We start from the raw sequence: 19,098 nt of genomic DNA on the forward strand, positions 1-19,098 counted from the left end.
CGCACTCGCGAGGCGAACGGGCGGCCGATGAGGCTGGTCTTCGCAGGAACCCCCGAACCCGCCGTCCCGACGCTGCGTGCGTTGCTGGCCTCGCGCCACGAGGTCGTCGCCGTCGTGACGCGCCCCGACGCGCCTGCCGGCCGCGGTCGCACGCTCCACCGTTCGCCGGTCGGCGCGCTCGCCGACGAGCACGGCATCGAGGTGCTGACCCCGACGCGGGCCGACGACCCCGACTTCCTCGCCCGGCTCACCGAACTTGCCCCCGACGCCTGCCCGGTCGTCGCCTACGGCGCACTGCTGAAGCAGGAGGCGCTCGACATTCCCGCCCACGGCTGGGTGAACCTGCACTTCTCGTTGCTGCCCGCCTGGCGCGGCGCGGCGCCCGTGCAGGCCGCTGTCCGCGCGGGCGACGAGTACACCGGCGCGTCCACCTTCCGCATCGTGCGCGAACTCGACGCCGGCCCCGTCTTCGGCGTCGTGACCGAGAAGATCGCCGCGACCGACACGGCCGGGGAACTCCTCGACCGGCTCGCAGAGTCCGGCGCCGCGCTGATGACGTCCACGATGGACGGGATCGAGGACGGCACCGTGCAGGCCGTCCCGCAGCCCGCGGACGGCGTGACGTACGCCCCGAAGGTGAGCGTCGACGACGCCCGCGTGCGCTTCACCGACCCGGCGCTCACCGTCGATCGGCAGATCCGCGCGGTGACGCCGGAACCCGGTGCGTGGGCCGAGTTCCGCGGGTCCCGCTGCAAACTGGGACCCGTACGGCCCGCCGATCCCGCGGCGGCGCCCGATCTGGCCCCGGGCGCGCTGCTCGTCGAACGTCGACGCGTCCTCGCGGGCACCGCGACCGGCCCGGTCGAGCTGGGCGAGGTCCAGGCACAGGGCAAGAAACGGATGGCGGCGACCGACTGGGCTCGCGGCACCAGGATCGAGCAGGGGGAGCGCCTCACATGACCGACGACCACCGCAACGACGGCGGTAATGGCGGTAACGGCGGTGGGGACGGCCGGGAGAACGGCCGGGACCGGGACCGGCGCGGCCCGCGCGGCGGCGGCCGCCAGGGCAACGACAACGGCCGCAACGGCCGTAACGACCGCCGTGGCGGTGAGGGCCGGGGCGATCGCCGAGGTGGTGACCGCCGGGGCGGCGGTGGGCGCCGTGGCGGACGGCCCGGTGAGGGCGACCGCGGCCGCCGGCCCGCGCCCCGCAAGGAGAGCCCCCGCACCCCGCCGGCCGTGGATCCGGCCCGGCAGGTGGCGTTCGACGTGCTGCGCGCCATCACCGAGCGCGACGCCTACGCCAACCTGCTGCTGCCCGAGCTGTTGCGGGAGCGGCGGGTGTCCGGTCGGGACGCCGCGCTCGCGACCGAGCTGACCTACGGGACCGCGCGCGCCGCGGGCCTGCTCGACGAGATCGTCGCCGCCTGCATCGACCGCCCACTGTCCGAGGTGGACGGTGTGGTGCTCGACGCGTTGCGGCTGGGTTCGTATCAGCTGCTGCGCACGCGGATCCCCGCGCACGCCGCGGTCGACTCGGCCGTCGAGCTCGTGCGCGACGCCGCCGGTTCGCACGTCGCGGGGTTCGTCAACGCCGTGCTGCGGAAGGTGTCCGACAAGGACGAAGCGCAGTGGCTCGACGAACTGGCGCCCGACCCCGAGCAGGATCGGATCGGTAACCTCGCCCTGCGCAACGCCCACCCGCGGTGGATCGCGCGCTCGTTCGCGGAGGCGCTCGGCGACACCGGCGACGACCTCGCCGCGGCGCTCGAGGCCGACGACGCGCGTCCCGAGGTGCACCTGCTGGCCAAGCCCGGCGAGATCAGCGCCGACGAGCTGGCCGCCGTGACCGGCGGCGACGTCGCCCCGTACTCGCCCTATGCCGTGCACCTGCCCGCGGGCAGCGGCGACCTGTCGGCGTCCGAACCGCTCACCGAACGGCTCGCCGTGGTGCAGGACGAGGGCAGTCAGCTGGTGACCCTCGCCGCCGTGAACGCGCCCGTCACCGGGTCCGACAGCCGCTGGCTCGACCTGTGTGCCGGTCCCGGCGGCAAGGCGGTGCTGCTCGGGTCACTGGCCGCGACAGCCGACACGTCCGACGCCGAAGGGGTGCACGTCGACGCCGTCGAGGTGGCCGAACATCGCGCGCGCCTCATCTCCGGCGCGGTCGAGGGCCTGCCGGTGACCGTGCACGTCGCCGACGGCCGCGAGCCCGGCCTCGACGGCGACTACGACCGGGTGCTCGTGGACGCGCCGTGCAGCGGGCTCGGGGCGCTGCGGCGCCGTCCGGAGTCGCGGTGGCGGCGCAAGCAGGGCGACGTCGCCGACCTGACGAAACTGCAGGTCGAGCTGCTCGCCTCCGCATTCGAGCTCGTGCGGCCCGGCGGCCTTGTCGCCTACGTCGTGTGCTCGCCGCACCTGGCCGAGACCGAGGGATCGTTCGGGACCGCCGTGCGGCGCGCCGGCGCCGAGATCGTCGACGCGCGGCCGTACTTCCCGGACGTGCCGCAGCTCGGCGACGGGCCGACCGTGCAGCTGTGGCCGCACCGGCACGGCACCGACGCCATGTTCTGCGGGCTCGCCCGTCGCGTCTGACGCGCGCCCCGAGACCGGGGCGGTGTCGGCCCCGGCGGGCGGCTGCCTAGGATTCGGGTGTGGCTCCACGAGTATCTCCGCTGATCGCACCGAGCATCCTGTCCGCCGACTTCGCGCGTCTCGGCGAGGAGGTCGCCGCCGTGAGCGGCGCGGCAGGCGACGGTGACACCCGCGCCGACTGGGTGCACGTCGACGTGATGGACAACCACTTCGTCCCCAACCTCACCCTCGGCCTGCCGGTCGTGGAGTCGCTGCGCGGCGCCACCGACGTGCCGCTCGACTGCCACCTGATGATCGAGGACCCGGACCGCTGGGCGCCCGGGTACGCCGAGGCGGGCGCTACAACGTGACGGTGCACGTCGAGGCCGCCAACGATCCGGTGATGCTGGCGAAGAACCTGCGCGCGGCCGGGTCGAAGGCGGGTCTGTCCGTCAAGCCGGGCACCCCGCTCGAACCGCACCTGGACACGCTCAAGCACTACGACACGCTGCTGATCATGTCGGTCGAACCGGGTTTCGGCGGCCAGTCGTTCATCCCCGACGTGCTCGAGAAGGTGCGCACCGCGCGTCGGCTCGTCGACACCGGGCACCTCACGCTCGTCGTGGAGATCGACGGCGGCATCAACGCCGCCACGATCGAGCAGGCGGCCGAGGCCGGGGTGGACTGTTTCGTCGCCGGCTCCGCCGTGTACGGGGCGGAGGATCCGGGCAAGGCCGTGGCCGCGCTGCGCGGCCAGGCGGCCGCCGCCCGGCCGGCGCACTGACGTGCCCGCCGAGCACGACCCCGCCGGCGCGGCGGCCGACGCCGATCCGGCAGCCGCCGACCGAGACCCTGTCGACCGGGACGCCGTCGACCGCGACGCCGTCGACCGGGACCTGATGGCGGCGGCGGTGGCGCTGAGCGAGGCCGTCCGCGGCAGCACGAGCCCGAACCCGCCGGTCGGCGCGGTCATCGTCGATGTCGACGGCAACCGGGTCGGCGCGGGCGCGACGCAGCAGCCCGGTGGTCCGCACGCCGAGGTGATGGCGCTGCGCGAGGCGGGGGAGCGGGCCCGCGGCGGCACCGCGTACGTCACGCTCGAACCGTGCGCGCACCACGGCCGCACCCCACCGTGCACCGAGGCGCTGCTGGAGGCCGGCGTGGCCGCCGTCCGATACGCCGTCGCCGATCCGCATGCCGTCGCCGCGGGTGGCGGCGAGGTGCTCCGCGCCGCCGGACTCGACGTGCGCGGCGGCCTGCTGGCGGGCGATGTCGCGGCCGGCCCGCTGCGTGCCTGGCTGCACCACCTGCGTACCGGGCGGCCCCACGTCACGTGGAAGTACGCCGCGACGCTCGACGGCCGCGTCGCCGCCGCCGACGGCACGAGCCGCTGGATCTCCGGGCCGGTGTCGCGCGCCGAGGTGCACCGCATCCGCGCCGCGGCCGACGCGGTGGTCGCCGGCACCGGCACCGTGCTCACCGACGACGCGTGGCTGACCGTCCGCGCCGCCGACGGCAGGCTCGCCGAGCGCCAGCCGCTGCGCGTGATCGTCGCACGCGGGAGATCCCGGACACGGCCCGCGTGCGGGACGCCGCCGCCGAGACGCTGCACGTGCGCACCCACGATCCGGCCGAGGTGCTCGCCGCGCTCGCCGACCGCGGCGTCGTCGACGTGCTGCTCGAGGGCGGACCCACCCTCGCGGGCGCGTTCGCGCAGGCAGGGATGATCGACCGGATCGTCGCCTATGTCGCCCCCGCGCTGCTGGGCTCCGGGGCGACGGCGCTCGGCCCGGCGGGGGTGTCGACCATCACCGAAGCGCACCGGTGGCGTGTCGAAGGGGCCACCATGAGTGGGGACGACGTGCGGATCACGGCCGTACCGGTCACGGACGAGGGAGGACACTGACGTGTTCACGGGGATCGTGGAAGAACTCGGTGAGATCACCGGTGTCGAGGAGACCGGCGAGGGTGCACGCCTGCGGGTGCGCGGCCCGGTCGTGACCGGGGACGCCAAGCACGGCGACTCGATCGCCGTCAACGGCGTGTGCCTGACCGTGGTGGAGACCGAGGGCGGCGAGTTCGCCGTCGACGTCGTCCGCGAGACGCTCAAGCGCACCAGCCTGGCCTCGGCCGAGGTGGGCCGCACCGTCAACCTGGAACGCGCCATGGCCGCGGGCGGCCGCTTCGGCGGGCACGTCATGCAGGGCCACGTCGACGGCACCGGCGTGTTCCTGCACCGCGACACCGACGACGTCACGCACTTCGCGTTCCCGCCCGAGCTGGGCCGCTACATCGTGGAGAAGGGCTCGATCGCGATCGACGGCGTGTCGCTGACCGTCGCCGGGGTCGACGACGAGGAGCTGACCGTCGCGCTCATCCCGACCACGCTGGCCCTGACGACGCTCGGCCGCACCGAACCCGGCGATCTCGTCAACCTCGAGGTGGACGTGTTGGCCAAGTACGTCGAGAAGCAGGCCGCTGCGGGATTGCGCGCACTCGCGGTGGACAATGGCAGCCACGGCGTGGACACCGGCCACGGCCGCGGCAAGGAGGACGCGTGACCATGACAGAGGGGTCAGCAGTGGACAGCCCCCCGGCGGGCTTCGACCTCGAGTCGATCGAGCTGGCGATCCAGGACATCGCCAACGGCAAGGCCGTGGTGGTCGTCGACGACGAGGACCGCGAGAACGAGGGCGACCTGATCTTCGCGGCCGAGAAGGCGACGCCGGAGCTGCTCGCGTTCATGGTGCGCTACACGTCCGGGTACGTGTGCGTCTCGCTGACCGGTGAGGACTGCGAGCGCCTCGACCTGCCGCCGATGTTCCACACCAACCAGGACGCCCGCGGCACGGCCTACACGGTGACCGTCGACGCCGCCGAGGGCATCGGCACCGGCATCTCGGCCACCGACCGTGCCCACACGATCCAACTGCTGGCCGACCCGGCGACGGGGCCGAAGGACTTCAAGCGCCCCGGGCACGTCGTGCCGCTGCGCGCCAAGGACGGCGGCGTGCTGCGCCGCCCCGGGCACACCGAGGCCGGCGTCGACCTCGCCCGGATGGCCGGTCTGGCGCCGGCCGGCGTGCTGTGCGAGATCGTGTCGCAGAAGCACGACGGCGACATGGCCAAGCGCGACGAGCTCGAGGTGTTCGCCGCCGACCACGACCTGCGGCTGATCACGATCGCCGACCTCATCGCCTACCGCAGGCGCTTCGAGAAGCAGGTCGCCCGCGCGGCCGAGGCACGCATCCCCCTGGCCGCGGGCACGTTCCGCGCCATCGGCTACGACAGCCTGCTCGACGGCATCGAGCATGTCGCGTTCGTCTACGGCGACCTCGGCGAGGGCGAGGACGTGCTGGTGCGCGTGCACTCCGAATGCCTCACCGGCGACGTGTTCGGCTCGCTGCGCTGCGACTGCGGTCCGCAGCTGCAGGCCGCGCTCGAGGCCGTCGCCGAGGCGGGCCGGGGCGTGGTGCTCTACGTCCGCGGGCACGAGGGCCGCGGCATCGGCCTGCTGCACAAGCTGCAGGCCTACGAACTGCAGGACGGCGGCGCCGACACGGTCGACGCGAACCTCGCGCTCGGCGTGCCCGCCGACGCGCGGGACTACGGCACGGGCGCCCAGATCCTCACCGACCTGGGCGTGCGGTCGATGCGGCTGCTGACGAACAACCCGACCAAGCGCGTCGGTCTCGAGGGCTACGGGCTGCGCGTGACGGGCCGGGTGCCGCTGCCGGTGTCGCCGAACCCGGAGAACATGCGGTACCTGCAGACCAAACGCGATCGGATGGGCCACGAGCTCGCGCAGCTCGAGAACGCCGACGACGTCGGCGCGGGCATGACCGACGCGGATCTGGGCAAACCGGACGTGAGCACGAACGGACGCGACCGGGAAGGCGGTGGCCTGCGGTGAGCGGTGAGGGACGCCCCGACGAGGCCGGAGACACGGCCGAGGCCCTCAAGGAGTGTGCGGGTTTGCGGTTGGCGATCGTCGCCACCCGCTGGCACACGACGATCACCGAGAGCCTCGTGCGCAACGCGCTGCAGGCCGCCTCGGAGGTGGAGCTCGCCGACGACCCGACCGTGGTGCGCGTGTCGGGCTCGGTGGAGCTGCCCGTCGTCGCCCAGGCACTGGCACGCAGCCACGACGCCGTCGCCGCACTCGGCGTCGTGATCCGGGGCGGCACGCCGCACTTCGACTACGTGTGCGACGCCGTGACGTCCGGTCTGACGCGGGTCGCGCTCGACGAGTCGACCCCCGTCGGCAACGGCGTGCTGACGTGCGACACCGAGCAGCAGGCCCTCGACCGGGCCGGACTGCCGGATTCGACAGAGAACAAGGGACGAGAGGCCACGATCGCGGCGTTGACGACCGCCGGGGTGCTCCGGGGCCTGCGTCAACCGTGGACCGAACGGGGCTTTGTGTGAACGCGAGTGAGCAGATGACCGAGGACAACCGGCCCGACGGGCCCGAAGGACCGGCCGGACCCGCCGACGACGCCGCAGGCGCCGGCGACGTGCTCGTCGCCCGGCCGCGCCAGGCGGCGGTGGTCGGCGGGGTGATGGGCGCCCTGCTGTTCGGGGCGTTCGTGGCCGTGGCCGTCCTGCTGAGCGAGTCGGACACGGGCGCGATCTTCCGGGTGAGCGACCAGATCGCGATGGGCCTCGTCGGCGCCATCTTCGGTCTGGCGTGCGCCGCGTTCGGCTCGCCGAAGGTGCGCGCGGACGCGCGCGGGGTGTCGGTGCGCAACGTGCTGACGACCAAGTACTTCGCCTGGTCCGAGGTGCTGTCGGTGAGCTTCCCCGACGGCGCGTCGTTCGCCCGGCTCGAACTGCCCGAGGACGAGTACTACCCGATGCTGGCCGTGCAGGCCGTCGACCGGCACCGCGCCGTCGAGGCGGTTCGCGGACTGCGCAAGTTGCACAAGCAGGCCTGGCAGGAGTGACCCCGCCACCGGACCTCCACCACCGGCCGTGGTGGAGGTCCGGGGTTCACAGGTCGAGGTCGGCGACCACGGGTGCGTGGTCGGAGGGTCCCTTGCCCTTGCGCTCCTCGCGGTCGACGTAGGCGTCGGTGACGGCGCCGGCCACGGCGGCGTCGGCGTACACCAGGTCGATGCGCATGCCCTTGTTCTTCGGGAACGCCAACTGCCGGTAGTCCCAGTACGTGTACGGGTGGTCGTACTTCAACGGCCGCGGCACCACGTCCGACAGGCCCGCGTCGCGCAGCGCGGCCAGGGCCTTCCGTTCCGGCTCGGTGACGTGCGTCGACTCGGCGAACAGGGCGATGTCCCACACGTCCTCGTCGGCCGGGGCGATGTTGAAGTCGCCGAGCACCGCCAGCGGCCGGTCCGGGTCGGCGGCCCGGTCGGCGACCACGGTCGCGCCCAGCGTCGCCAGCCAGTCGAGCTTGTAGTGGTAGTGCGCATGGTCGGGTTCGCGGCCGTTGGGCACGTAGACCGACCACAGGCGCACCCCACCGCACGTCGCGCCGACGGCGCGGGGTTCGACGGCGCCGTCGTAGGCGGGCTGGCCGGGCAGATCGCGCACGACATCGGCCAGGCCGACCCTCGACAGGATCGCCACGCCGTTCCATCGGCCCGTGCCGTGGGAGGCGACCTCGTAGCCGAGCTCGGCCACCGCGGTGGTGGGGAAGGCGTCGTCGGCGCACTTGAGTTCCTGCAAGCACAGCACGTCCGGCCGGGTGCCCTCGAGCCACGCCAGCAGTCGGGGGAGCCGGGCGGTGATCGAGTTGACGTTCCACGTGGCGATCCGCATGCGGGAACCTTCGCACAGCCCGGGGTCTGTATAACGCCCTATACCGCTCGGCCCTGGAGGGTCGCCACGGGTGCGGGCGGCCCCGGGCCGCAGGTGACGGACCAGGACAGGCGGGGAGGACGGGCAGGCGGTCACCGGGAATGTCCGACCGGCGAAATAGGGTGGAGTCCGTGGCTGACCCGTCGACCTACCGGCCCGCGCCGGGGAGCATCCCCGACGAGCCGGGCGTGTACAAGTTCCGTGACGAGCGGCGCCGTGTCATCTACGTCGGCAAGGCGAAGAGCCTGCGCAGCCGGCTGAACTCGTACTTCGCCGATCTGACCGGACTGCACCCGCGGACCCGGCAGATGGTGACGACGGCGGCCGGCGTCGAGTGGACCGTGGTGTCCACCGAGGTCGAGGCGCTGCAGCTCGAGTACAACTGGATCAAGGAGTTCGACCCGCGGTTCAACGTCCGGTACCGCGACGACAAGAGCTACCCCGTGTTGGCCGTGACGCTGCACGAGGAGTACCCCCGGCTGCACGTCTACCGCGGCCCGCGCAAGAAGGGCGTGCGCTACTTCGGCCCGTACGCCCACGCGTGGGCGATCCGCGAGACGCTCGACCTGCTGCTGCGGGTGTTCCCAGCGCGCACGTGCTCGAACGGCGTGTTCCGCCGGCACAGCCAGATCGGCAGGCCCTGCCTGCTCGGGTACATCGACAAGTGCTCCGCCCCGTGCGTCGGCCGGGTCGACGCCGACGAGCACCGGGCGATCGTCGAGGACTTCTGCGACTTCCTCGCCGGCCGCACCGACACGATGGTGCGCAGGCTCGAGAAGGCGATGGCGGAGGCCTCCGAGGAGCTGGAGTTCGAACGCGCCGCGCGGTTGCGCGACGACCTCGCCGCGCTGCGCAAGGCCATGGAGAAGCAGGCCGTGGTGCTCGGCGACGGCACCGACGCGACGTCGTCGCCTTCGCCCACGACGAGCTCGAGGCCGCCGTGCAGATCTTCCACGTGCGCGGCGGACGCGTGCGCGGCCAGCGGGGCTGGGTGATCGACAAGGTCGACGAGATGGGCGTGGGCGACCTCGTCGGACAGTTCCTGAGCCAGTTCTACGCCGAGCAGCTCGACCTGGCGCGGCAGACCCCCGGCGACACCGGACCCGCCGTGCCCCGCGAGGTGCTCGTCCCCGAACTGCCCCCGGACGCCGAGGCCGTCACGACGTGGCTCTCGGAGCTGCGCGGCTCGCGCGTGCGACTGCGGGTCGCCCAACGCGGCGACAAGCGCGCCCTCGCCGAGACGGTCGAACGCAATGCCAAGGAGGCGTTCGCGCAGCACAAGCTCCGCAGGGCGGGCGATCTGACCGCGCGGTCGGCCGCGCTCCAGGAGCTGCAGGAGCACCTGGCGCTCGACACCGCGCCGCTGCGCATCGAGTGCATCGACATCAGCCACACCCAGGGCACCGACGTGGTCGGCTCGCTGGTCGTGTTCGAGGACGGCGTCCCGCGTAAGTCCGAGTACCGCCGGTTCGCGCTGCGCGAGGCCGCCGACGAGGGCGACGTCGCCTCCGTCGCCGAGGTCGTGCGCCGCCGGTTCGCCCGCTACCTCAAGGAGACCGCGGACGAGCGGGTCGAGCCGGTCGAGGCTCCGGTGCCGGCCGAGGGCCCCGCTGTCACCGAGGGCCCCGCTGTCACCGAGGTCGGCGAGACCGCTGACGTCGGAGAGCCCGGGACGCCCGGCATCGACCCCGACACGGGCAAACCGCGCAAGTTCGCCTACCCGCCGAATCTGCTGGTGGTCGACGGTGCGGGCCCGCAGGCGAGCGCGGCCGCCGACGTCCTCGCCGAGCTCGGCATCACCGACGTCGCCGTGATCGGGTTGGCGAAACGGCTCGAGGAGGTGTGGCTGCCCGACGACGATGAGCCCGTTGTCCTGCCGCGGACGTCGGATGCGCTGTACCTTCTCCAGCGGGTGCGCGACGAGGCGCACCGCTTCGCCGTCCGGTACCACCGGGACAAACGCGGCAAGCGGGTGCAGTCGTCCGAGTTGGACGGCGTTCCCGGCCTCGGGCAGGCGAGGAAGGCCGCCCTGATCAAGCACTTCGGCTCGGTCAGGAAGCTGAAACGGGCCAGCGTGGACGACATCGCGCAGGTGCAGGGGTTCGGCAGGCGGACCGCGGAGGTCGTGCACGCGGCGCTCGCCGGGGGAGTCACCCGGGCCACCCGCGGCGAGCACGGCAAGTCAGGCGAGCAAGGCGAGTCAGGGGAACCAGGGGAGTCACAGTCATGACCAGTGCCGACAACAGCGCCCACAGCGCCCACAGCGCCCACGGCGACCGGGACGGCGGCGCCGTGGACCACAGGGGTGCGGACGAGGACGGCAGAGGATCGGGCATGGAGGTCGCGGTCGTCACCGGTCTGTCCGGCGCAGGCCGGAGCACCGCGGCGAAGTGCCTCGAGGATCTGGGCTGGTTCGTCGTCGACAACCTCCCGCCGGAGCTGATCTCGACGATGGTCGAGCTCGGTGCCCAGTCGCGGGGTGCCATCACGAAGGTCGCCGTGGTGATGGACGTGCGTTCGCGCGCGTTCACCGACGACCTGTCCTCGGTGATCAAGGGGTTGGACACGCGCGGCTACAAGCCCCGGGTGCTGTTCCTCGAGGCGACCGACGCGGTGCTGATCCGACGCTTCGACCAGGTGCGCCGCGGCCACCCGATGCAGGGCGACGGCCGGCTCGTCGACGGCATCGCCGCGGAACGCGGACTGCTCGAGCCGTTGCGTGCCGAGGCCGATCTGCTGCTGGACACCTCGTCGCTGTCGGTGCACGATCTGCGCGCCAAGATCGAGGACGCGTTCGGCAGCGAGGCCTCCGCGCAGACCCGGGTGACGGTGCTCTCGTTCGGCTACAAGTACGGTCTGCCGATGGACTCCGACCTCGTCATGGACGTGCGGTTCCTGCCGAATCCGTTCTGGATCCCGGAATTGCGGGACAACAGCGGTCTGGACACCGAGGTGCGCAACTACGTCCTCGGTCAGGAGGGCGCGGAGGACTTCCTCGACCGCTACCACGATCTGTTGCGGTTGATCGGCGCCGGCTACAAGCGGGAAGGCAAGCGTTATCTCACACTCGCGATCGGCTGCACGGGCGGAAAGCACCGCAGTGTCGCCATTTCGGAGGAACTCGCCAATCGCCTGTCCAAAGAGGACGGCACGGCTGTGAAGGTGGTGCATCGGGACCTGGGCAGGGAGTGAGTTCTCGGATGCGCGCGGTTGCCCTCGGCGGAGGACACGGTCTGCATGCGACGTTGACGGCGCTGCGGCGGGTCACCTCGGACGTCACGGCCGTCGTGACGGTCGCCGACGACGGCGGTTCGTCCGGCCGGTTGCGTCGGGAGTTGGGTCTGTTGCCGCCCGGCGATCTGCGGCAGGCGCTCGCGGCGCTCGCCACCGACGACGGCGCGCGGTGGGCGGAGGTGTTTCAGCACCGCTTCGGCGGCAGCGGGGCACTCACCGGGCACGCGGTGGGCAACCTCCTGCTGGCCGGGTTGTTCGAGGTCCTCGGCGACCCGGTCGCCGGTCTGGACGAGGCCGGCCGGCTGCTCGGGGTGTCGGGCCGGGTGCTGCCCATGTCGACCGATCCGCTCGACATCGAGGCCGAGGTGACCGGACTCGAACCCGACGGGGCGGTCAGCCGCATCCGCGGACAGGTCGCGGTCGCCAGCACGCCGGGTCAGGTGCAGCGCATCACCCTCCACAGTGTCGACCAGGTGGGTGAAGCCGGGGACGTGACACCGGTCGCGAAACCGCCCCAGGCGTGCCCGGAAGCGGTCGAGGCGGTGCGGTCGGCCGACGTCGTGTTCCTCGGCCCGGGGTCCTGGTTCACGAGCGTATTGCCGCACCTTCTGGTCCCTGAGCTGCACGATGCGCTCGTCGAGACCACGGCCACGAAGGTCGTCATCCTCAACCTGGTTCCCCAGCCGGGAGAGACGGCGGGCTTCTCACCCGAGCAGCACCTGGACGTACTCTTCCAACACGCTCCCCGGCTCGGGGTGGACGCCGTGATCGCCGACCGCGATTCGGTGCCCACCCCCGCGCGGCTGCACTCGGCGGCCGAGGCGCTGGGCGGGCGTGCGCATCTGGCGTCGATCGCGGCTCCCGCCGCGGTGGGGCGGCACGATCCGGATGCGCTGGCTGGTTGTGTGCGAGACGCGCTCGGTGCGAAGGGCGCGAAGGAGGGCCTCACATGGCGATGACGGCGGCGGTCAAGGACGAACTCAGCCGACTCGAGCTCACGAAGGTGAGCCCGCGTCGGTCGGAGGTGGCGTCCATGCTGCGGTTCGCCGGCGGGCTGCACATCGTGGCGGGCAGGGTGGTGGTCGAGGCCGAACTCGACACCGGCTCGGTGGCCCGCAAGCTCCGCAAGGAGATCCACGAGCTGTACGGCCACCAGGCCGACATCCACATGATCACCTCGGGCGGCCTGCGCAAGGGCAACCGCTACGTGGTGCGCGTGGTCAAGGACGGTGAGGGACTGGCCCGCCAGACGGGACTGATCGACCAGCGCGGTCGGCCGGTGCGGGGCCTGCCCGCCCCGGTGGTGTCGGGCGGCATCGCCGACGCGAGGCGGCGTGGCGGGGCGCGTTCCTGGCCCACGGTTCGCTCACCGAGCCGGGCCGGTCGTCGTCGCTGGAGGTGACGTGCCCCGGTCCGGAGGCGGCGTTGGCGCTCGTGGGCGCGGCGCGGCGACTGGGCATCCAGGCCAAGTCCCGTGAGGTGCGCGGCGCCGACCGCGTCGTCGTGCGCGACGGGGACGCCATCGGCGCGCTGCTGACGAGGCTGGGCGCCCATTCGAGCGTGCTGGCGTGGGAGGAGCGCCGGATGCGGCGCGAGGTGCGGGCCACGGCCAACCGTCTCGCCAACTTCGACGACGCCAACCTGCGCCGTTCCGCCCGCGCCGCCGTCGCGGCCGCCGCGCGGGTCGAGCGCGCGATGGACATCCTCGGCGAGGGCGCACCCGATCACCTGCTGACCGCGGGACGGCTACGCGTGGGCAACCGGCAGGCCTCCCTCGAGGAACTCGGCCAGCTCTCCGACCCGCCGATGACCAAGGACGCCGTGGCGGGCCGGATCCGCCGACTGCTGGCGATGGCCGACAAGAAGGCCGCCGAGCTGGGCATTCCCGACACCGAATCGGCGGTGACCGAGGACATGCTCGACGAGGAGGACGTGTGAGGTGCGGCGCGCCCGCGTGTGAACCGGGCCCGTTACCGGGGAACCGGAACGGACGTCATCTCGTAACGCAGAGGTAGCATCGCCGGTCCCCGGCCGGAAACGCGGCAGGTCGACGCTCGAAGGGCAGTAGCGGTTCGAGAACGGTTCTGACACCTCACACGACAGTCCGGCCGGCATCGACGGCGGGCTCGACGAAAGGGGGCAGCACGTGCACGCGACCAGGACGACCCCGAAGGCAGGCACCGACCTCGCCGTGTCCGCCGAGATCGGCAGCTGGCTGGAACGCGCGTCGGCCCGGGCCGACGACTGGACGGCCGCCGAGCTCGTCGCCGCGAAACGCGGCCGCACCGTGAGCGTCGTCATCCCGGCGCGCGACGAACAGGAGACGGTCGGGCAGATCGTCGGCACGATCCGCTCGGCGCTCGTCGACGAGCAGCCCCTGGTGGACGAGGTCCTCGTCGTCGACTCCCACTCGCAGGACGCCACCGCTGCGGTCGCCGCCGAGGCGGGCGCCGACGTCGTCGCACAGGACGCGGTGCTGCCGTGGCTGCCCGGCCGCCGCGGCAAGGGTGAGGCGCTGTGGAAGGGCCTGGCCGCCACGAGCGGCGACGTCGTCGTGTTCGTCGACGGCGATCTGTACGACTTCACCGCCGGCTACGTGATCGGGCTGCTCGGTCCGCTGCTGACGCGGCCCGGGGTCGAGTACGTCAAGGGCTTCTACCACCGGCCGCTGGTCGATGCCGAGCACCGCGAGGCCGACGGCGGCGGCCGGGTCACCGAGCTCGTCGCCCGGCCGCTGCTGAACATGTTCTGGCCGGAGCTGTCCGGGTTCGTGCAGCCGCTGGCCGGCGAGTACGCCGGCACGCGGGAGGTGCTCGAGGCGATCCCGTTCGTCACCCATTACGGCGTGGAGGTCGGGCACCTGATCGACCTCGTCGAATGGCGCGGGCTCGACGCGCTCGCCCAGGTGGACCTCGGCATCCGCACTCACCGGCACCAGACGACGCAGGCGCTCGGCCGGATGTCCGGGCAGATCATCCTCACGCTGTTGGACCGGCTGACGCGCTCGGGGCGGATGTCGATGTCGGTGCCGCCCGCGACGCTGCTGGCCCAGTTCCAGCGCATCACCGGCGCCGGAGGGAGCGGGGTGGAACGCGACCTCGTGCTCACGGACCTGACGCTGGAGGAGCGGCAGCCGCTCTCGGCCGTCCGCTCGGGCCGCGACGGTCACCGCGGTGAGGTCACGGAACGGTTGCGCGACACGGCCTGAGTGGACACGGTGTCGTACCTGAGCGGACACGGTGTCGTAACAGTGGCTCCGCAGCGGCCCCTCCGGGCCTTTCGTGCCCCATGAAATGCGTGTTTTCAGGGGGGTATGTGCTGGTTGCCGCTGCCGTGATTGCTAGCTTCCAGGCGTGCTCGCTCCCGCGTCGTTGACTCGCCGGGCCCGTGATTTCGGCCGGCGCCACTGGTTGCTCCTGGTGGTCTTCCTGGCCGGCGCAGCTCTGCGCGCCGCGGCCTGGTTGGCCTACCCGCCCGCGCTGCTGTACGGGGACTCGTTCCGGTACCTCGACAACGTCGGCGTGCACAACCCGACGGGTCTGCACCCGATCGGGTACGACCTGTTCATCCTCAACCCGGTGTTGTCGATCGGCGGGCTGGGTCTGGTGACGGCGCTGCAGCACGCCGCGGGTCTGGCGTGCGGTGTCGCGCTGTACGTGCTGGCCCGGCGCCTGGGCGTGCGACGGAACTGGCTGGCGGCGCTCGTGGCGGCGCCGATCCTGCTCGACGCCTACGCGGTGCAGATCGAGCAGATGATCATGTCGGACGTCTGGTTCCAGGTCATCCTCGTCGCGCTGCTGTGGCTGCTGCTCGGCACGCGGCGCGGCGCGCAGCCTCCGGTGTGGGCGGTGGCCATCGCCGGTCTGCTGTTCGGGATCGCCGTCGTGTTCCGCATGGTGGCGCTGCCGCTGGTGATTCCGGCCGCGGTGTTCCTGCTGATCGCCGGCGGCGTGTGGCGGGGCTGGTTCACGTGGGCGGCGTGGAAGACGATCCTGCCGCGGCTGGCGGTGCTGATCCTGCCGTTCCTGATCGTCGTCGTCAGCTACGGCGCCTACTACGCGAGCTGGGCGGGTCACTTCGCGCTCAGCCCGTCCACCGGCAACGTGCTGTACGCCCGCGGCGCGGTCGTCGCCGACTGCGACAACCTCGAGTTGTCCGAACCGCTGCGCATCGCCTGCCCGTCCGAACCGCTCGACGACCGGCTCGGCAGCGACGTGTACGCGCACATGGGCGCCAACGAGGAGTGGCGGGCCCAGTGGCCCGAGGGCACGAACCTCGTGCGGGTGCAGGAGGACTTCGGCAAGGCCGTCATCCGGCAGCAGCCGTTCGACGTGGCGTGGGCGATCACGAAGGACTTCTTCAAGGGCTTCCGGCCGTGGCGGGTCGACGCCGAGGGCGACGTGTCGGTGCAGCGCTGGCACTTCCTCCCGACGTACCAGTTCTACAACCACGAGGAACAGAGCAGGGAGTACGCGCTCCGGTTCAGCGGCGAGGAGCCCGAATCGAGGCCGTCGCTGGGCACCCCGCTGCGCTGGTACCAGCTGGGCGGCGGCTTCACCAACGGCACGCTGCTCGGCGTCGCCGGGTTGATCGGCATCGCGGCCGGTGTCGGACTCACCAGGCGGGTGCGCGAGAGCGGCATGCGATCGGCGACGCTGCTGCCCGTGGGCCTGGCGCTGGTGTCGCTCGGCGGTGCGGCGGCGTTCGAGTTCTCCTGGCGCTACCAGCTGCCCGCGTTGACGCTCGTGCCGCTGGCCGGCGCGCTCGGGCTCACCGCGTTCCTGCGCAGCAGGGACCGCGGGGACCTCGATCCGGACGACCAGCACGCGACACCCGATCCCGACGGTCCGACCGAGGACGACGGCGGCGCCGACGGCCTCGACGCCTCCGGCACGGGCGGTGCCGAGTCGAACGGTGCCGAGTCGAACGGTGCGGGGTCCAACGGTGCGGGGCCGAACGGTGCCGGGTCGTCGAACGGTCCGCTGGACGATCCGCCGGATCGGCGCGCCTCGTCACCGGTCGGCTGATCCGACGAGTCGTCGCCGGGGGTTCCCCGGTCGGACCGTCGCGGGTCGCGGTGGCTTAACCTCACACCGTGCGTGCTGACGAGACGACCGCCGACCCCGACGAGGGGCTCGCGCGCAGGCTGAAGGCGCTCGCGTGCACCGCGCCGTTGCACGACCTCGACGCGCGCAAGGCCAAACTCGACTGGGCCGACGCGACCGTCTACCAGATGGCGGAGATCGGGCTCCACACGATCGACCAGGTGACGATCGCGATGGACTTCGACACCGGCGCCGACCACCAGCAGGTCACGAACGCCTGGTGCCGTTCATCGCGGCGCAGGCACCGGACCGGACCACCGACGAGCACGCCCACGTGGCAGGTGGGTGCTGGACAACCTGATCAACGTCGGCACCACCGACCGCGGGTTCCGCCGGGTGTACGGCGCCGTCGACGCCGACGGCCGCTACCGGCGGCGGGCGTTCGACTTCAAGCTGCTCGTCGAGCTGGCCGCGCCCGACGGCGAGGTGTACCTGCGGGCGACCGACGAGGCGATCAACGTGCTCGTCGGTGCGCTCGACACCGACGTCGAGTCGGCGCACATCGCCGCCGAGGTCAAGCTGGAGAACCTGATCACGAGGGGGCGGCTCGCCGACGCCAAACTCGCCGCGGAGCAGGCCCGCTACCGCACCGTGCAGTACGGCGAGATCCTGCGCGCGCGGTTGGACGCGACGCGGCGCGACGTCCGCTCCGTGGACTGGGAGCGCGAGCTGCCGGAACTGCTCGACTCGGCGTTGACGCACATCGAGTCCCGGTTCCGGGCCGAGACGGCGATCCTGAAGAACATCACCGCCGCCCGCGACGAGGCGGCGGACCCCGATCACAAGCGCCGCGCCGCCGAGCTGGTGGACATCGTCGGCGACTGCATCCGTCGGCATACCCAGTTGCAGAACCGGTTGCAGGCGGCCGGTGCGGTGTTCCGGGCGGAACAGGACCGCCAGCAGTTCTCCGGTCCGCCGCAGCGGGCGGCGATCGACGTGTTCGGCCAGTTGCTCACCCCGACGCTCGAGTTGTCGCTGGCCGATGCGCTCGCGCCGACCGAGGCCTACTTCCGTGCGGGCACGGGCCTGTCGCTGCCGACGGTGCCGTCGTTGCCCTCGCTCGTGTCGTTGTTGCTGCGGCCCGCTCCGGAACGCGACCAGGTGGTCGGCGAGGTGCCCGAACCGGAACTGCTGCCCGCCGAGGACACCGACGCCTTCAGCGACGAGCAGTGGCGGCAGGCCGACGCCCTGCTGGATCTGCCGGAGGTGCCGCGCCGGCTGTCCGGACTGCTCGAGGAGGCGCGGGCGGCCGATCCCGCGGTGGCCCGGCTCGTGGCCCTGCGCGCCGTGCACGCCTACGGTCCCGACGTCGGCGGCGCGCGCCGTCAGGGCCAGGAGCGCGTGCTGCTGGCGATCGACGACGGCACGGTGCTCGACGACCCGGAGGTCGGCGGGGCCGATCTTCTCCTGATGTCGGCCGCCGTCGACCCCGAGGTGGCCGATGGGCCCGATGGGCCGGACGCACCCCCGACGCCGAGACGACGCAGGCACCGGACGAGCAGCCGGGCGAGTTCGACCCGGGGGAGATGCAGGCAGGGGAACTTCAAGGCAGTGGGAAGGCGGCTCTGTGAGCACCGGACATTCGCCCGCCGACGCGGAAGCGGCGGCCAGACTGCTCGCGTTCGGCATGCGGCCCAAACTCGTCCCGGGCCGGGACGTGGTCTACGCCGACCTCGTGCGCGCTACGGGGAGGACAGCGCCTTCAAACAGCTCACGCACGGCGTCGCGGCCGGCATGGGGCTCATGGTCCTCGAGGTCAACGCGCAGGCCGGTGCGGTGCTGGCGGCGACCGACGAGTCGATCTTCGAGATCAAGATGGACAGCTACGCGCGGCAGTCGAAGATCCGGGAACGCCGCGACACCGAGAAGGTGCTGCACGGCCTGGTGCATCTGGCCACGGCCGCGCTCGGCTATCCACGGCCCGACGACCTGGCCAACGACACCTACATCGGCCGGGTCAGCGTCGAGCAGGTCGACGGGGTCGTGCGCGAGGCGTGCCGGATCCTCGACGAGCGCGCGGCCGCGAACACCGACCCGCTGGCCGACGCCCCGGAACTGGAACAGGCGTGGCGCGCCTACGCCCGCAGGCCCGCCGCGGCGGCGACGAAGGACGGGCGGCTCGCCCCGGACACCACGCGCGGCATGGTGACCCGGGCGCTACGGTTCCTGGCCGAGCAGGGATTCCTCGTCCCGGTGAGTTCCGAGCAGGGCGGAACGTACCGGACGACGCCGCGATACCAGGTGCAGGTGCGCGAGCTCGCGGCCGACGCCGCGTTCGACGAGCTGCTCGCGCTCGGGGTCGTCGCGGTTCCGGGTGAGGGCTCGACGCTGCGCGCGTCGGTCACCGACACGCTGTAGGGGAGTAG

Annotated in this window: 11 protein-coding genes and 6 pseudogenes; 16 read left to right on the plus strand and 1 reads right to left on the minus strand. The window is 72.5% G+C overall.

The window, feature by feature from the left end; all coding sequences use genetic code 11:
* The first annotated feature begins 27 nt into the window (after positions 1 to 27).
* The 8 genes and pseudogenes from fmt (at position 28) to BJF85_RS25855 (ending at position 7,522) form a co-directional block, all read left to right on the plus strand.
* Positions 28 to 960, plus strand: coding sequence for a methionyl-tRNA formyltransferase (gene fmt, locus BJF85_RS25820; protein ID WP_075850503.1), 933 nt, complete (start codon positions 28 to 30; stop codon positions 958 to 960).
* On the plus strand, positions 957 to 2,597 hold the full coding sequence (locus tag BJF85_RS25825; protein WP_083666710.1) for an RsmB/NOP family class I SAM-dependent RNA methyltransferase: 1,641 nt from the start codon (positions 957 to 959) through the stop codon (positions 2,595 to 2,597). The genes fmt and BJF85_RS25825 overlap by 4 nt, the downstream gene beginning before the upstream one ends.
* 80 nt (positions 2,598 to 2,677) lie before the next feature.
* Positions 2,678 to 3,360, plus strand: a pseudogene (rpe, locus tag BJF85_RS25830) (ribulose-phosphate 3-epimerase).
* A gap of 115 nt (positions 3,361 to 3,475) precedes the next feature.
* Positions 3,476 to 4,482, plus strand: a pseudogene (gene ribD / locus BJF85_RS25835) (bifunctional diaminohydroxyphosphoribosylaminopyrimidine deaminase/5-amino-6-(5-phosphoribosylamino)uracil reductase RibD).
* Between the two features lies 1 nt (position 4,483).
* Complete coding sequence (locus tag BJF85_RS25840; protein WP_075850504.1) at positions 4,484 to 5,137, plus strand: riboflavin synthase; 654 nt, start codon at positions 4,484 to 4,486, stop codon at positions 5,135 to 5,137.
* 2 nt (positions 5,138 to 5,139) lie between these two features.
* Positions 5,140 to 6,489 carry a bifunctional 3,4-dihydroxy-2-butanone-4-phosphate synthase/GTP cyclohydrolase II gene (locus BJF85_RS25845; protein ID WP_075850505.1) on the plus strand — a complete coding sequence of 450 codons (1,350 nt, stop codon included), beginning with the start codon at positions 5,140 to 5,142 and terminating at the stop codon, positions 6,487 to 6,489.
* The gene (gene ribH / locus BJF85_RS25850; RefSeq protein ID WP_075850506.1) at positions 6,486 to 7,004 is read left to right on the plus strand and encodes a 6,7-dimethyl-8-ribityllumazine synthase; all 519 of its coding nucleotides are present in this window, start codon (positions 6,486 to 6,488) and stop codon (positions 7,002 to 7,004) included. The genes BJF85_RS25845 and ribH overlap by 4 nt, the downstream gene beginning before the upstream one ends.
* A 134-nt stretch (positions 7,005 to 7,138) precedes the next feature.
* Complete coding sequence (locus BJF85_RS25855; protein WP_139320877.1) at positions 7,139 to 7,522, plus strand: PH domain-containing protein; 384 nt, start codon at positions 7,139 to 7,141, stop codon at positions 7,520 to 7,522.
* A gap of 46 nt (positions 7,523 to 7,568) precedes the next feature.
* Here BJF85_RS25855 and BJF85_RS25860 read toward each other — a convergent pair whose 3' ends face one another.
* Positions 7,569 to 8,354: an exodeoxyribonuclease III gene (locus tag BJF85_RS25860; protein ID WP_075850507.1), complete on the minus strand. Its 786-nt coding sequence runs from the start codon at positions 8,352 to 8,354 to the stop codon at positions 7,569 to 7,571.
* A 170-nt stretch (positions 8,355 to 8,524) separates the two neighbouring features.
* On the opposite strand from BJF85_RS25860, the pseudogene uvrC reads away from it, so the two are divergent.
* The 8 genes and pseudogenes from uvrC to BJF85_RS25900 all read left to right on the plus strand — a co-directional run bounded on the left by uvrC (position 8,525) and on the right by BJF85_RS25900 (position 19,090).
* A pseudogene (uvrC, locus tag BJF85_RS25865) lies at positions 8,525 to 10,623 on the plus strand (excinuclease ABC subunit UvrC).
* Positions 10,624 to 10,727: 104 nt separating this feature from the next.
* Entirely contained in the window at positions 10,728 to 11,585 is an 858-nt protein-coding gene (gene rapZ, locus BJF85_RS25870; RefSeq protein ID WP_075850569.1) for an RNase adapter RapZ, read from the plus strand.
* 8 nt (positions 11,586 to 11,593) lie between these two features.
* A complete protein-coding gene (yvcK, locus tag BJF85_RS25875) occupies positions 11,594 to 12,586 on the plus strand; it encodes a uridine diphosphate-N-acetylglucosamine-binding protein YvcK (RefSeq protein WP_075850508.1) in 993 nt (330 codons plus the stop codon).
* A pseudogene (whiA, locus tag BJF85_RS25880) lies at positions 12,577 to 13,565 on the plus strand (DNA-binding protein WhiA). The gene yvcK and the pseudogene whiA overlap by 10 nt, the downstream one beginning before the upstream one ends.
* A 208-nt stretch (positions 13,566 to 13,773) precedes the next feature.
* Entirely contained in the window at positions 13,774 to 14,835 is a 1,062-nt protein-coding gene (locus BJF85_RS25885; protein WP_075850509.1) for a glucosyl-3-phosphoglycerate synthase, read from the plus strand.
* 145 nt (positions 14,836 to 14,980) lie between these two features.
* Positions 14,981 to 16,654, plus strand: coding sequence for a hypothetical protein (locus BJF85_RS25890; protein WP_139320869.1), 1,674 nt, complete (start codon positions 14,981 to 14,983; stop codon positions 16,652 to 16,654).
* A gap of 68 nt (positions 16,655 to 16,722) precedes the next feature.
* Positions 16,723 to 18,160, plus strand: a pseudogene (locus BJF85_RS25895) (hypothetical protein); the annotation flags it as partial.
* A gap of 199 nt (positions 18,161 to 18,359) precedes the next feature.
* Positions 18,360 to 19,090: pseudogene (locus tag BJF85_RS25900) on the plus strand (hypothetical protein).
* Positions 19,091 to 19,098 lie beyond the last annotated feature (8 nt).

The organism is Saccharomonospora sp. CUA-673 (assembly GCF_001942305.1).
Classification (GTDB): Bacteria; Actinomycetota; Actinomycetes; order Mycobacteriales; family Pseudonocardiaceae; genus Prauserella.

Coding starts and splice junctions, on each gene's coding strand:
- rapZ (WP_075850569.1), top strand. CDS start 10,728: ATGGAGGTCGCGGTCGTCACCGGTCTGTCCGGCGCAGGCCGGAGCACC.
- BJF85_RS25845 (WP_075850505.1), top strand. CDS start 5,140: ATGACAGAGGGGTCAGCAGTGGACAGCCCCCCGGCGGGCTTCGACCTC.
- fmt (WP_075850503.1), top strand. CDS start 28: ATGAGGCTGGTCTTCGCAGGAACCCCCGAACCCGCCGTCCCGACGCTG.
- yvcK (WP_075850508.1), top strand. CDS start 11,594: ATGCGCGCGGTTGCCCTCGGCGGAGGACACGGTCTGCATGCGACGTTG.
- BJF85_RS25860 (WP_075850507.1), bottom strand. CDS start 8,354: ATGCGGATCGCCACGTGGAACGTCAACTCGATCACCGCCCGGCTCCCC.
- BJF85_RS25825 (WP_083666710.1), top strand. CDS start 957: ATGACCGACGACCACCGCAACGACGGCGGTAATGGCGGTAACGGCGGT.
- BJF85_RS25855 (WP_139320877.1), top strand. CDS start 7,139: ATGGGCGCCCTGCTGTTCGGGGCGTTCGTGGCCGTGGCCGTCCTGCTG.